Annotated in this window: 15 protein-coding genes and 1 pseudogene; 10 read left to right on the top strand and 6 right to left on the bottom strand. The window is 59.6% G+C overall.

Going from position 1 to position 13,591, the window contains the following annotated elements; translation table 11 throughout:
- Nucleotides 1-299: 299 nt before the first annotated feature.
- A complete protein-coding gene (fadD1, locus tag AACY42_RS02125) occupies nucleotides 300-1,991 on the top strand; it encodes a long-chain-fatty-acid--CoA ligase FadD1 (protein ID WP_339475926.1) in 1,692 nt (563 codons plus the stop codon).
- A 176-nt stretch (nucleotides 1,992-2,167) separates the two neighbouring features.
- On the opposite strand, the gene AACY42_RS02120 is transcribed toward fadD1, so the two are convergent.
- On the bottom strand, nucleotides 2,168-2,545 hold the full coding sequence (locus AACY42_RS02120; RefSeq protein ID WP_339475923.1) for a hypothetical protein: 378 nt from the start codon (nucleotides 2,543-2,545) through the stop codon (nucleotides 2,168-2,170).
- Between the two features lie 247 nt (nucleotides 2,546-2,792).
- On the opposite strand from AACY42_RS02120, the gene AACY42_RS02115 reads away from it, so the two are divergent.
- Nucleotides 2,793-3,743 carry a YihY/virulence factor BrkB family protein gene (locus AACY42_RS02115; RefSeq protein WP_057448927.1) on the top strand — a complete coding sequence of 317 codons (951 nt, stop codon included), beginning with the start codon at nucleotides 2,793-2,795 and terminating at the stop codon, nucleotides 3,741-3,743.
- Entirely contained in the window at nucleotides 3,740-4,279 is a 540-nt protein-coding gene (gene def / locus AACY42_RS02110) for a peptide deformylase (protein ID WP_339475917.1), read from the top strand. The genes AACY42_RS02115 and def overlap by 4 nt, the downstream gene beginning before the upstream one ends.
- A gap of 100 nt (nucleotides 4,280-4,379) precedes the next feature.
- Here def and AACY42_RS02105 read toward each other — a convergent pair whose 3' ends face one another.
- The 3 genes from AACY42_RS02105 to AACY42_RS02095 form a co-directional block, all read right to left on the bottom strand.
- Nucleotides 4,380-4,802, bottom strand: coding sequence for a GNAT family N-acetyltransferase (locus AACY42_RS02105; protein WP_339475914.1), 423 nt, complete (start codon nucleotides 4,800-4,802; stop codon nucleotides 4,380-4,382).
- Nucleotides 4,803-5,108: 306 nt separating this feature from the next.
- Nucleotides 5,109-5,663 carry a hypothetical protein gene (locus tag AACY42_RS02100; RefSeq protein WP_339475911.1) on the bottom strand — a complete coding sequence of 185 codons (555 nt, stop codon included), beginning with the start codon at nucleotides 5,661-5,663 and terminating at the stop codon, nucleotides 5,109-5,111.
- Between the two features lie 169 nt (nucleotides 5,664-5,832).
- Nucleotides 5,833-6,864, bottom strand: a complete 1,032-nt coding sequence (locus AACY42_RS02095) for a LacI family DNA-binding transcriptional regulator (protein ID WP_339475908.1) — start codon at nucleotides 6,862-6,864, stop codon at nucleotides 5,833-5,835.
- A gap of 215 nt (nucleotides 6,865-7,079) precedes the next feature.
- Here AACY42_RS02095 and AACY42_RS02090 point away from each other — a divergent pair, with 215 nt between their 5' ends.
- On the top strand, nucleotides 7,080-7,613 hold the full coding sequence (locus tag AACY42_RS02090) for a gluconokinase (RefSeq protein ID WP_339475905.1): 534 nt from the start codon (nucleotides 7,080-7,082) through the stop codon (nucleotides 7,611-7,613).
- 92 nt (nucleotides 7,614-7,705) lie between these two features.
- Nucleotides 7,706-9,058: a GntP family permease gene (locus tag AACY42_RS02085; RefSeq protein ID WP_339475902.1), complete on the top strand. Its 1,353-nt coding sequence runs from the start codon at nucleotides 7,706-7,708 to the stop codon at nucleotides 9,056-9,058.
- A gap of 120 nt (nucleotides 9,059-9,178) precedes the next feature.
- Here AACY42_RS02085 and alaC read toward each other — a convergent pair whose 3' ends face one another.
- Entirely contained in the window at nucleotides 9,179-10,396 is a 1,218-nt protein-coding gene (alaC, locus tag AACY42_RS02080; RefSeq protein ID WP_207966956.1) for an alanine transaminase, read from the bottom strand.
- A 207-nt stretch (nucleotides 10,397-10,603) separates the two neighbouring features.
- On the opposite strand from alaC, the gene AACY42_RS02075 reads away from it, so the two are divergent.
- Nucleotides 10,604-11,266, top strand: a complete 663-nt coding sequence (locus AACY42_RS02075; protein ID WP_339475893.1) for a LysE family translocator — start codon at nucleotides 10,604-10,606, stop codon at nucleotides 11,264-11,266.
- Nucleotides 11,267-11,345: 79 nt separating this feature from the next.
- Complete coding sequence (locus AACY42_RS02070) at nucleotides 11,346-11,843, top strand: GyrI-like domain-containing protein (protein ID WP_339475891.1); 498 nt, start codon at nucleotides 11,346-11,348, stop codon at nucleotides 11,841-11,843.
- 115 nt (nucleotides 11,844-11,958) lie between these two features.
- Here AACY42_RS02070 and AACY42_RS02065 read toward each other — a convergent pair whose 3' ends face one another.
- Nucleotides 11,959-12,444, bottom strand: a complete 486-nt coding sequence (locus AACY42_RS02065; RefSeq protein ID WP_339475888.1) for a GNAT family N-acetyltransferase — start codon at nucleotides 12,442-12,444, stop codon at nucleotides 11,959-11,961.
- A 142-nt stretch (nucleotides 12,445-12,586) separates the two neighbouring features.
- On the opposite strand from AACY42_RS02065, the gene AACY42_RS02060 reads away from it, so the two are divergent.
- The 3 genes and pseudogenes from AACY42_RS02060 to AACY42_RS02050 form a co-directional block, all read left to right on the top strand.
- Nucleotides 12,587-13,021, top strand: coding sequence for a YybH family protein (locus AACY42_RS02060; RefSeq protein WP_339475885.1), 435 nt, complete (start codon nucleotides 12,587-12,589; stop codon nucleotides 13,019-13,021).
- 67 nt (nucleotides 13,022-13,088) lie between these two features.
- Nucleotides 13,089-13,433, top strand: a complete 345-nt coding sequence (locus tag AACY42_RS02055) for a YciI family protein (RefSeq protein ID WP_003198606.1) — start codon at nucleotides 13,089-13,091, stop codon at nucleotides 13,431-13,433.
- Between the two features lie 27 nt (nucleotides 13,434-13,460).
- A pseudogene (locus AACY42_RS02050) lies at nucleotides 13,461-13,583 on the top strand (polyketide cyclase); the annotation flags it as partial.
- Nucleotides 13,584-13,591 lie beyond the last annotated feature (8 nt).

Genomic DNA, 13,591 nt, shown 5'->3' with positions numbered 1-13,591 from the left:
GATGTTGGCTGATACACCGCATCGCGAGTGGGCTCGCTCCCACGGTCGTTTGTGTATTCAGGGGGATTTAGCAGGAGCTTAGAATTTTTACTCTAAAAATGACCATGAAATATTCATGAGTTATGTTTGTGACTGTGGGGGCTGCTTTTGGCTCTAGGCGGCCCTTGGCAAAGCTGCTACTCTCGGCGCGCTTTTGTGACTTCTCGGCCTTGATTCAAGCCAGATTCACCAATAAACACACACCAATAATAATCGCATCAAATGCGGTGAGAATTCGCGTTGCTGAGGAGTGGGCTTCCATGATTGAAGACTTTTGGAAGGATAAGTACCCAGCTGGGATTGCTGCCGACATCAATCCAGACGAGTATCCGAATATTCAGGCGGTGTTGAAGCAATCCTGCCAACGCTTTGCCAACAAGCCGGCATTCAGCAACCTCGGCAAGACGATCACCTACGGTGAACTCTACGAGTTGTCCGGTGCCTTTGCCGCGTACCTGCAACAGCATACCGATTTACAGCCGGGCGATCGAATCGCCGTGCAGCTGCCCAACGTTCTCCAGTACCCGGTGGCCGTGTTCGGTGCGATCCGCGCCGGGCTGATCGTGGTTAACACCAACCCGCTGTACACCGCGCGGGAAATGGAACACCAGTTCAACGACTCCGGAGCCAAGGCGCTGGTGTGCCTGGCGAACATGGCGCACCTGGCCGAGACCGTGGTACCCAAGACGAGCGTCAAGCACGTCATCGTCACCGAAGTCGCCGACCTGCTGCCGCCGCTCAAGCGCCTGTTGATCAACAGCGTGATCAAGTACGTCAAGAAGATGGTCCCGGCCTATCACTTGCCCAAGGCCGTCAAGTTCAACGACGTGCTGAGCAAGGGCCACGGCCAACCCGTGAGCGAAGCCAACCCCACCAGCGACGATGTGGCCGTGCTGCAATACACCGGCGGCACCACTGGCGTGGCCAAGGGCGCGATGCTCACTCATCGCAACCTGGTGGCGAACATGTTGCAGTGCAAGGCGCTGATGGGCTCCAACCTCAATGAAGGTTGCGAGGTCCTGATCACGCCGCTGCCGCTGTACCACATCTATGCCTTCACCTTTCATTGCATGGCGATGATGCTGATCGGCAACCACAACATCCTGATCAGCAACCCGCGTGACTTGCCGGCGATGGTCAAGGAACTGTCAAAGTGGAAGTTCAGCGGTTTCGTCGGCCTCAATACGCTGTTTGTGGCCCTGTGCAACAACGAAGCCTTCCGCAAGCTGGATTTCTCGGCTCTGAAAGTCACCCTGTCTGGCGGCATGGCCCTGCAACTGGCAGCCGCCGAGCGCTGGAAAGCAGTAACCGGCTGCCCGATCTGCGAAGGCTATGGCATGACTGAAACCAGCCCGGTGGCTACCGTCAACCCGATCCAGAACATCCAGGTCGGTACCATCGGTATTCCGGTGCCGTCGACGCTGTGCAAGGTGATCAATGACGCGGGCGTCGAACAGCCATTGGGCGAAATCGGCGAATTGTGTGTGAAAGGTCCGCAGGTCATGAAGGGCTATTGGCAACGCCAGGAAGCCACCGACGAGATCCTCGACAGTGAGGGCTGGCTCAAGACCGGGGACATTGCGCTGATCCAGCCGGACGGCTACATGCGCATCGTCGATCGCAAGAAAGACATGATCCTGATCTCCGGTTTCAACGTGTACCCCAACGAACTGGAAGATGTGCTGGCAACCCTGCCGGGCGTGCTGCAGTGCGCGGCCATCGGCATACCGGACGAGAAGTCGGGTGAGGCGATCAAGATATTCATCGTCGCACGACCGGGTGTCACGTTGACCAAAGAGCAGGTGATGGAACACATGCGGGCCAACGTCACCGGCTACAAAGTGCCCAGGGCCGTGGAGTTCCGTGATGCCTTGCCGACGACCAACGTGGGCAAGATCCTGCGGCGCGAGTTGCGGGATGAAGAACTTAGGAAACTGGGGCTGAAGAAGTAAGCCCATTGCCAATGACAAATACCGCTGATGCGGTAATGCTCTTCACTTAAAGAAACGGCGCTTTTCCGAGGGAGGGAAAGCGCCGTTTTCTTTTGGGCTGGATTGGGTACATATCCGTTGCCGCCGTTACGCAAAAAACGGATATACACACCAAAGCTTTGCCCTAGAGAATCACGTTACAACCTGAACTGCGCAAAATCCAGATTGGTGCCACCCGGCCGCATGTCCTGCAGGTAGGAGTCTTTGTCGGCGCTCAGTTCCAGGCTCAGGGCTGCCTTGCGTTTACCTTGGTTGCGCACTTCCAAGCCTTCCATTTTCTCGCGCAGGAACACGGTCGGCACCTTCAGGTGCAGCAGCTCATCGGTGGCCGGCGTGTGCAGCAGCAGGTGAATCCATTCGTATTGACCGATGGCCAGGCGCGCCACTGGGAGATCGAACCAGAAGATGTTGCGGTTACGGTTCAATTCGCTGAAGTGGCAGTTATTGACGCCCAGTACGGCGCCGCCCAGTTCCTGGTTTCTGCGGGCGATGGCCTGCTTTTTATCGAGTTTCATAACGTTCCTACGGGGTTGAAGCTTCAGGTTGCAGCCTGAATACGTGGGGCATTCTCGGTGGTTGCAAGGCAAACATAAAGCCCCGCCTGTAGGAACAATGAAACTTGGCTCGGCAATCGTCGGTCAATTCTGCGTCGGGCATGAAAGACGAAATTGATCCAACGTCGCCAAACAGGCTACTTTGTTGTGATAACGGCCCCTGTGTCGCCAAGCGACCCCTCTTTTTTTGCGGCGAAAGGAGACGCACATGATGTTCCCGGCCTTGAAAGGCTTACCCTTGCATCGTGTGATGATGCGCACCGTGACCGAGTTTCTCGACGACGAGATGTCGACCTACGCCTCGGCATTGGCGTACCAAATGCTGTTTTCGCTGTTTCCTTTCATTCTCTTTTTGATCGCATTGATCGGCTTCCTGCACCTGCCGGACTTCTTCTCCTGGCTGCGCCTGCAATCGGAGTTGGTGCTGCCGCCCCAGGCCCTGGAGCAGGTCAACCCGGTGATCGACCAGCTCCAGCAATCCAAGGGCGGGTTGTTGTCGGTGGGTATCGTCATTGCGTTATGGACCGCCTCGGCGGGCGTGCGGCTGATGATGAGCGCGATGAACGCCGCCTACGATGTGGTGGAAGGCCGCCCGGCCTGGAAGCGCTTTCCGCTGTCGATTTTCTACACCGTCGGCATCGCCGGCATGTTGCTGGCCGCTGCGGCGCTGATGGTGCTCGGGCCACAGGTGATGGGCTGGATTGCGGCCCAGGTCGGCTTGGAGGAGTTCATCGTCACGCTCTGGACGATCGTGCGCTGGCCGGTGATCGTGATCTTGCTGATGGTGGCGGTGGCGCTGATCTATTACGTGATGCCCGACGTCAAGCAGGAGTTTCGCTTCATCACACCGGGGTCGGTGCTGGCGGTGGTGGTGTGGATCATCGCCTCCCTGGGCTTCGCGTTTTACGTCAAGACCTTTGCCAACTACAACGCCATGTATGGCAGCATCGGTGCGATCATCGTGTTGTTGCTGTATTTCTATATTTCTTCGGCAGTGCTGCTGCTCGGTGCTGAGATGAATGCGGTGATCGAACACATGTCTACCGAGGGCAAGAACCCGGGCGAAAAGAGCGCGGGCGAGCACGAAAAACAGCATGTGTCGGGCCTGGGCCGCGACCATTCCATCCCTCATCCCCACCCTGATGAAGCCCGACCATGATCCGCGACATCCTGAAAATGGGCGACGAACGCCTGCTGCGCATTGCCCCGTCGGTGCCTGCCGAAATGTTTGACAGCCCAGCGTTGTGGCAATTGATCGACGACATGTTCCAGACCATGGAAAGCGTCGGCGGTGTCGGCTTGGCGGCACCACAAATCGGCGTGGACCTGCAGTTGGTGATCTTCGGCTTCGAGCACAGTGAGCGTTACCCCGACGCCGAGGCCGTGCCCCAGACTATCCTGATCAACCCGCTGATTACCCCCCTGGGCCCGCAGATGGAGGAGGGGTTCGAAGGTTGCCTGTCAGTGCCGGGCCTGCGTGGGGCGGTCGAGCGCTACCAGCACATCCGCTACGAAGGCTTCGATCCCAAGGGCGAGCCTATCGTGCGTTACGCGTCGGGCTTTCATGCGCGGGTGGTGCAGCATGAGTGCGATCACCTGATCGGGCGCTTGTACCCGTCGCGTATCAGTGATTTCAGCAAGTTCGGGTTTACCGAGGTGATGTTCCCGGACCTGGACCCCACGGCCGACGATTGATAATCCACCACAGAACTTTTGGGCGTCTTGCTGTCCCTGGAAAGGATGGCTAAATAAACCATCCAAGACAGTTGCTCCCACATTGGATCTGTATTGCACTTCAGGATTGTGTATTTGGTACAAGCCCCATCGCAATCATCGGCTTGCTGCGCGCATACCGGCTCAGGCGTTCGGCCATCGCATAGGGCAGTTCGGGGTCGAAGCTGAAACCACGCCGCTCATAAAAACCGCGCAGGTCCGGGTGGCAGAACAGCCACACCGGCTCATTCACGCCGTTCACCGCTTCGGCGATCAACCGTGCGGCGACGCCTTGTACGCGGTACGCCGGGTCGACGAACAACCCTGTCAACCAATGCCCACCCGACACTGGCCGCAGGCACAGGGCGGCGACGATCTCATCGCGTCGCGCCACCCAAAGCTGTGCGTCACGCACGGCTTTCATCGAGGATTGGTGGGCGCGATAAAACTTGTTCATCAGCGGCCAAAGCGAGTTTTCGAGCGCTGCGTAATGGATTTTGGACATGGCAGGGTCGTGGCGATAAGGGGAGGGCGATTATAAAAGAACGCAGGTGCGGCGATAGGTGTATACCTGACTTCACATCCCGTATGAGTGGAGTACGTATCATGGCCAAAGGCATGGATTCAAAAAAAGCGGCAAAGAAAAAACCGGCGAAGACTGCCGACGAAAAACGCGCCGACAAAAAGGCCAAGAAGGTGAACCTGTTCGGGCATTGAACCGCTGTCGTTTCGGTTGGTCGCAGGTTTGAGTCGGGGCGGCGATACCCCGCTCAACACTGCTGATGCATTGTTATTGACGTGCTGCCCGCGCTCAGAGGGCTGCGAGGAAGGTGTCCACGACCGACGCGTTGTCGCTCGCGCCGCTCTGCTGGGTTTTCTCGACCTGGGCCATTCTCGCCTTGTCCTGCATGCGCTGGGCAATTGCCTGGCTGACCGCCATTTGCTTCTCTGGCGGCATCGCCTCCAACTCTTCCCGGGTAATGCCCATTTCTTCAAGGATGCTGTCGCGCAGGCGCTCTTCGGGCGCCTTGCTCATGTAGTCCTTGAATTCTGCCGTCGCAGAGCCGCCAAGCGTCGTGGGTTCTTCGGACGCTGGTGAAGCAACGGTCTGCAATTGCACGCGGGTCTTGGCGAGCGCCTCGTCCACCTTGTCGCTGATGGCGGTGGCGGCGTTGACCTGCTGCGTGGCTTGACGGGTGGAGGACTCCTGGACCTGGCTAGCGCTCTGGCTGGACTGGGCCTGGATGTTATTGCGCAAGGCCTGCAACGCGGCACTTTGCAGGCCGCTGGCGGCTTCGGCGGTGGGATCTTCGCCCGGGCGTTTGAGTGGCAAGACCATCGCTTGCTGTTTTGCACTGACCAACATGATGAACACCTGTAGGTAATGACTGAGCGATGGGCAGGAGCAATTCCCATGCCCTCGTCGCAAGGCCCCTATTCCAAGGGTTGCGCACAGGCACGCGGCGAGCGGGGCGGCCACCCCTTGCCGGCGGACGGCATGGATCGACCGCGCCGGTGTGCAGGTGGGGGGCGGCTCAGGTGCTTTCGCGGACCTTGAGCTCAAAGCCCATGTCCACCACTGGCTGCGCGATGCGGTTGCCGGCCATCAGCGTCAGCATCTGTTCGGCGGCGCGACGGCCGATGGCTTCCCGTGGGGTGCTGATGCTGCTCAGGCGCGGCACCATGTGAGCCGACGCGGGCAGGTCGTTGAAGCCCAGGACCGAGACCTGCTCGGGGATCTTGATGCCGCAGCGCAGCGCCTCGAACAACGCGCCATGGGCCAGGTCGTCGTTGCCGAAGAAGATCGCATCGACATCGGGGTGGTTGTCCAGCAACTGCAGGAACAATTCGCCGCCCAGGCCTACCGATGACGGGCGAGGGGTCAGCAGTTCCAGGTCCGGGTCATACAGGCCGGCTTTCTGCAGGGCGCGGCGAAAACCTTCGCCACGCAGCAAGGTGCGTTGATCCAGTTGTGCGCCGATGTAGGCCAGGCGCTTGCGGCCTTTTGAAATCAGGTGCTCGGCCGCCGTTTCGCCGGCCTTGAGCTGGGAAAAGCCGACGCAGTTGAGCCCCGCGCCGGGGTCCAGTTCCATCATGTACACGCAGGGAATATTGCTGGCTTCGATCATGCGCCGGGCGCTTTCGGTGCGGTCGAAACCGGTCAGCAGCAAACCACGCGGCTGATAGGCCATGTAGTTGCGCAGCAGGTCTTCTTCTTCGTCCCGGGAGTAGTGGTAGTTGCCGATCACCACTTCGAAACCTTTGGGTCGCAGCACCCGATGAATGGCTTCCAGGGTGTCGATGAACAACAAGTTGGACAATGACGGCACCAGCACCACCACCGAATGGCTCTGGGCCGAAGCCAGGGCGCGGGCGGCGGGGTTGACGACGTAGTTGAGCTCCACGGCGGCCTGGCGGACTTTTTCCACCAGGTCGACGGCTACGGTGCTGACGCCGCGCAGGGCACGGGAGGCGGTGATAGGGCTGACACCGGCCAGGCGTGCGACTTCGTTGAGCGTAGGGCGACCGGTAGTGCGAGTATTCTTATCGTTTTTAGGGGCGGTCATCAGGGCGGCTTGCCAAACAAAAATCAAGGCACTAAGGTAGCGCTGTCTCGACGCGGCTGCAAATGCGTAAGTGGGGTTTGCCTGATCCCTGTGTGCTGGTGTCGTGAACGAACAGGCTGCAACTACAAAAATGACAAGAAGGCGTCGGCAACTTCTGCTTTTGCTGCGGTGTCATAACTGGCAAAGGTAGCGCTGTCTTCGCGCAGAGGTGTTATATGAATAATCCCATCACCGCCCTGGTCATCATGGGCGTTGCCGGTTGCGGCAAAACTTGCGTCAGCCAGGCGCTGTGCCAGTTGAGCGGCGCCGCTGCCATTGAAGGCGACACTTTTCACCCTGCGGCCAACATCCAGAAGATGAGCGCCGGTATTCCCTTGAACGACGACGACCGTGCCGGCTGGCTCGACAGCCTGTGCGATGAGTTGCGCCGTGTCGACGCCACCGGCGAGCGCCCGGTGCTGACTTGCTCGGCCCTCAAGCACAGTTATCGCGAGCGTCTGCGCAGCGCCTTGCCAGGCCTGGGCTTCGTATTCCTTGAATTGACCCCCGAAGTGGCCGCCGACCGCGTTTCCCATCGTCCCGGCCATTTTATGCCGTCGACCCTGATCGACAGCCAGTTTGCCACCCTTGAATCCCCTGTCGGCGAGCCCCTGACCCTGGCTCTGGATGCGTCCAGCCACAGCGTCGAGGAGCTGGCACATCAGGCTTACGTCTGGTGGTTGGACCATGGTTTGAAGCTTGCCGGCTGACTTTCAAAAAATGCGCGTCAGAAAGATAGCGCTACCCCGACGGCTAACCAATAACTGCTTCAATAACAACAACAAATCAGGAGACACCTCCCATGTTCGGCATGTCCCACGAGACGTTTCTGCTGCTTGATGCAGTGGTCACGGTGATCGGACTCATCATCCTCATCACCAAGTTCAAATTCCACCCGTTCATTGCACTGACCATCGCCGCCGCGTTCCTTGGCCTGACGTCGGGCATGCCGACCGGCACCATCATCAAGGCGTTTCAGGATGGCTTCGGTGGCGTGCTGGGCTTTGTCGGCATCATCCTGGCGCTGGGCACGATGCTCGGCAAAATGATGGCCGAGTCGGGCGGGGCCGATCAGATCGCCCAGACCCTGATTCGCGCTTTCGGCAAGGACAAGGTGCAGTGGGCCATGATGTTCGCCGCGTTCCTGGTGGGCATTCCGCTGTTCTTCGAAATCGGCTTCGTGTTGCTGATCCCGCTGGTGTTCATCGTTGCTCGTCGCACCGGCGTGTCGATCATCAAGATCGGTATCCCGCTGCTGGCCGGTCTTTCCGCCGTCCACGGCCTGGTGCCGCCACACCCGGGGCCGCTGCTGGCGATTGGCGTGTTTGGCGCCGACATCGGCAAGACCATTCTCTATGGCCTGATCGTAGCGCTGCCGACAGCCATCATCGCCGGGCCGATCTTTGGTACGTTCATTGCCAAACACATCCCCGGTCATCCGAACCAGGAACTGGTGGACCAACTGTCCCGTGAGACGAACTCCGCCGAACTGCCAAGCTTCAGCATCACCCTGATCACCGTGCTGTCGCCGGTATTCCTGATGCTGCTCAAGACCTTTGCTGACGTAGCGCTGCCCGATGGCAACCTCTTCCGCGCCTGGATGGACATGATCGGCCACCCGATCTCGGCCTTGCTGCTGGCGCTGTTGCTGTCGCTGTACACCTTTGGTTACAAGCAGGGCATCGGTGCCAACCAGATGCTCAAATGGCTGGACGCCAGCCTTGCGCCGACCGCCGCGATCATCCTGATCATCGGTGCCGGTGGTGGCTTCAAGCAGATGCTGGTGACCAGCGGCGTGGGCGATGTGATCGGTCACATGGCAGTGAGTGCGCAGATCTCGCCGATCCTGCTGGCGTGGCTGGTGGCTGCGGTGATCCGCATTGCCACAGGCTCGGCGACGGTGGCGACCATTACCGGTGCCGGGATCGTGGTGCCGGTGGTGGGGATGATGCCGGGTGTGAACCGTGAGCTGCTGGTGCTGGCGACCGGTGCCGGTTCGTTGATCCTGTCCCACGTCAACGACGCAGGCTTCTGGCTGGTCAAGCAGTACTTCAACATGACCGTGGCCGAAACTTTCAAGACCTGGACCGCGATGGAAACCATCCTGTCCGTGGTGGGGTTGATCTTTATCCTGCTGCTGTCGCTGGTGGTCTAATAAACGCTGCTGAACAAACTGTGGGAGCGGGCTTGCTCGCGAAGGCGGTGTGTCAGTCGAGTAGATAATGACTGATGCACCGTCTTCGCGAGCAAGCCCGCTCACACATTGGGTTTTGCGTCAGGCGCCAGGTTTGTTTACCAACCCATCCGCCCGGAACATCCCGCGTATCCCGCGCACGGCCTGGCGAATTCGGTCCTGGTTTTCGATCAGCGCGAAGCGCACGTGATCATCCCCATATTCCCCGAACCCCACCCCCGGCGAGACGCAGACCTTGGCTTCGGCCAACAGCTTCTTGGCAAATTCCAGTGAGCCCAGGTGGGCGTAGGCTTCGGGAATCTTGGCCCAGACGTACATCGACGCCTTGGGGTTCTCCACCATCCAGCCCAGTTCATGCAGGCCCTTGACCAGCACGTTGCGGCGCTGGCGGTACTGTTCGGCGATGTCGCGCACGCATTGCTGGTCGCCTTCGAGGGCGGCGATGGCGGCCACTTGCAGCGGGGTGAAGGTGCCGTAGTCGTGGTAGCTCTTGATCCGCGCCAGGGCATTGACCAGTTCCGGGTTGCCCACCATGAAACCGATGCGCCAGCCGGCCATGTTGTAGCTCTTGGAGAGGGTGAAGAACTCCACTGCGATGTCTTTCGCACCGGGCACTTGCATGATCGACGGGGCTTTCCAGCCGTCGTAGACGATGTCGGCGTAGGCCAGGTCGTGGATCACCAGGACGTCGTACTGCTTGGCCAGGGCGATGACCCGTTCGAAGAAGTCCAGCTCCACGCACTGGGCGGTGGGGTTGGAGGGAAAACCGAGGATCATCATCTTCGGCTTGGGAATCGAGCCGCGTATGGCCCGCTCCAGTTCGTCGAAGAAGTCCACGCCCGGTACCAGCGGCACCGAACGCACCTGGGCGCCGGCGATCACCGCGCCGTAGATATGGATCGGGTAGCTGGGGTTGGGCACCAGCACCGTATCGCCTTGGTCCAGGGTTGCCAGCATCAGGTGGGCCAGGCCTTCCTTGGAACCGATGGTGACAATGGCTTCGGTTTCCGGGTCGATGTCCACCTCATAGCGGTCCTTGTACCAGCGCGAAATGGCGCGGCGCAGGCGTGGGATGCCTTTGGAGGTGGAGTAGCCGTGGGTGTCTTCACGCTGGGCGACGGTGACCAGTTTTTCCACGATGTGCGGGGGCGTGGCGCCGTCGGGGTTACCCATGCTCAAGTCGATGATGTCTTCGCCGCGCCGACGCGCAGCCATCTTCAGCTCGGCAGTGATATTGAATACGTAGGGGGGGAGTCGATCGATGCGCGCAAAGCGGCGCGGCGAACCTTGTTCGGCCATTGTTGCCTCGAGATACGTGAGCGCCCGGAACCGTCCGAGCGACGTTGGCCACTGCGGTGGCCTGCGGCGAAAGATAAGGGGGCTGATGGCCGATTGTCCAGTAGCGGCGCGCAACTATTTTCGACGACACTGTCGAGCTCGCTACCCAGCCATCAACGCTGGCTGCGGGCAGTTGAATTCGCTGTACCCAATCGAACGGAATGAATGATGGAATTTTCCAGCGGTTTTCTGCTGAGTCTCTCCCTGTGCCTGGACATTGGCGTGGCCAATATCGCGATGATCACCCTGGCGATGCAGCGCGGTTACTTCCAGGGTTTCGCCCTGGGCCTGGGCACCTGCGTGGGCGACCTGGTCTACGCCGTCCTGGCCCTGGCGGGCATGACCGTGCTGCTGCAATACGAAGCGGTGCGTTGGGTGCTCTGGCTGGGTGGCTCGGGACTGTTGCTGTATTTCGCGGCGAAGATGATCCATTCGGCGATCTATCACAGCGCCGTGCTGGCCGAGGCCGGCGAGGTGCAGGGTAACTCCTCGCGCCAGGAGTTCTTGCGCGGGATTTTCCTGGCCATGTCATCACCCAGTGCCATCCTCTGGTTTGCGGCGGTGGGCGGTTCGCTGATCGCTCGTTCGGGCGGCGGAACCTTGCTCAGCTCGGCGCTGTTCCTCAGCGGTTTTCTCTGCGCCGGACTGCTGTGGTGCGCGGCCCTGTGTCTGGCGGCGACCCAGGGCGGAAAACTGTTGGGAGATAAACTGTTGCGTTACTCCTATTGGGCATCCGCCGCGATCTTCTGCTATTTCGCGGTATACGTGATTGTTTCTGGCTACAACGAGTTTGTCGGAAAAGCCGGGGCCGGTGCTTTGCCGGGCATTTGACAGGCGAAACGACCCTGGCAATCACGGTTTGGCTTCTATACTGCCAAGCCTGACTTCACGTTTGCTGGAGTGTTACTGCATGGAAAAGCTCAAACGCGATTACATAGCCGAACCACGCTTTGAACAGGGGCGTTTTCAGCTTATTGCCGGCTTTGGTGCTCGTTTTACCCAGGACACTGCCCAAGACATCCCTTTGCTCTGGGAAAAGTTCCTGCCCTGGCTCGGTAAGGTGCCAGGGCAGAAAGATGAAGTGACCTACGGCGTGTTTTGTAACCCGGACGGGCAGGGTGGGTTCGAATACATTGCTGGCGTGGAAATCAGCCGGCTCGCTGGTCTGCCGGAACAATACCGCTGGATCGAAATCCAGTCGGGGTATTACGCCGTCTTCGAACACAAGGGGTCGTTGAAACAACTACCGGACACGTTCCAATACATCTGGAACGAGTGGCTGCCACATTCCGGTCATACCGCGGCGCAATTGCCGGAGTTCGAGCGCTACAGCGAAGACTTCAACCCCAGGACCGGTGAAGGCACCCTGGAGATCTGGATCCCGCTCAAAAGTCCAGGCGCCGTGTAGGAGCTGCCGAAGGCTGCGATCTTTTGATCTTGGCTCTGTACGTCGCTCAAGACTTGATTGGCTGTGGAAAGATCGCAGCCTCGCTTCGCTCGACAGTTCCTACGGGGGCAAGGTGTCAGAACACCAACCCCATCCGCCGCTCATAACCGATGCGGCCCTTGTAGGCCTCGCCACTGTCGACCCAGCCCAGCCGGGTGTACAGGCCGATGGCCGAGGCGTTATCGGCGTCGACCGAGAGTTCCAGCCCGCGGATTTCCGGCCAGGCGGCCCGCGCCACGGCGGGCAGCGCCTGCAGGCAGGCCTTGCCATAACCTTTGCCTTGGGCTCGGTGGTCCACTTGCAGGGCATGCAGGGTGGCGCTGTGTTCGTTGGCCCAGGCGGGCAGTACCGGCGGGCGCTTAAGCAGCAGGAAGGCCACCGGTACCTCTTCTGCCAACAGCGCAAACCCTTTGACCCCGGGGCCGGGCTTGGACAGCAGGGTGTGCAGGGCACCGTGGATATCGCCGGCGAACTTGATCTGTTCGGGGTGGATTTCGATCGCGCTGACCTGTTCGCGTTGAAGCGGGGTCAGGTTTTCGTAGGGTACGAGCTGAGCGGTCACAAAAACGTCCGTTGTCTGCCGGCAGAATAGGGCTGGGATTCTAGCGTTTTTTTTTCTTTGAATTATTTTTGTTGGGGTGTCGATTCGCTGTTTCTCCAACCGACAAAGGGTGTCTTCAACAAAAAAGCTGCGGAGAATCACCATGAATACCCAAGCCACTGAAACCGAAATACAGGCCTTGATCGAGACCTATCGCCAAGCCGTCATGGCCAAGGACGTCGAAAAGGTCATGGCGCTCTATGACGAAGACATTGTCTCGTTCGATGCCATCCTGGCCTTGCAATTCAAGGGCAAGACCGCTTACCGGGCCCATTGGCAAGCCTGCATGGAAATGTGCCCCGGCCCGCACAAGTTCGACTTCCATCAGGTCAAGATTAGCTCGGCCGACAATATCGCTTTTGCCCACTGGCTGGCCTATTGCGGCGGCACCAACGAAAAAGGTGAGGAACAGGCCTGCTGGATGCGTGTGACGGCCTGCTACCAGCGTGTAGCCGGGCAGTGGCGGATCGTCCATGAACATTGGTCTGCACCGTTCGACCCAATGGCCGGGACAGCGCTGTTCGACCTGCAACCCTGATCGTCAGTTTTTTTGCTGAGCCTCATTCTGCCATCCATAGTTGATCAGTCCGATCACGGAGCCTTCCATGAAGTACCTATGCCTGGTGTATAGCAACGAACACACGCTGCACAACTCGCCCGACAGCCCGGAGGACGCCGAGTGCATGGCCTATGCCGAATCGATCCAGGGCAGTGGGCGGATGCTGGCCGCCGAGGCCTTGGAGTCGGTGCAGACCGCCACCACGGTGCGCATGCGCGGCGGCAAGCTGTCGATCACCGACGGCCCGTTCGCCGAAACCAAGGAGCAACTGGCGGGCTTCTACCTGATCGATGCCAAGGACCTCAACGAAGCCATCCAGGTCGCCGGTAATATCCCGGCGGCCCGGGTCGGCTGCGTCGAAGTGCGACCGGTACGCCAACTGAATCCCTGAACAACAAATACAAACAGGACTTTATTCATGAGCCTTGCAGCTGCCCCCTACGCGTTATCCATCAGCCGAATGATCGACGCACCGCGTCAGAAGACTTTCCGCACCTGGACCGAGCCCGTCTTGCGGGTCCAAAGGGGACCCCAAGGCATGCGCGACTG

It is taken from the genome of Pseudomonas sp. RL_5y_Pfl2_73 (assembly GCF_963970515.1).
Classification (GTDB): Bacteria; Pseudomonadota; Gammaproteobacteria; order Pseudomonadales; family Pseudomonadaceae; genus Aquipseudomonas.
The sequence above is the reverse complement of the archived record's forward strand: the minus strand, read 5'-3'. Positions and strand labels throughout refer to the sequence as shown.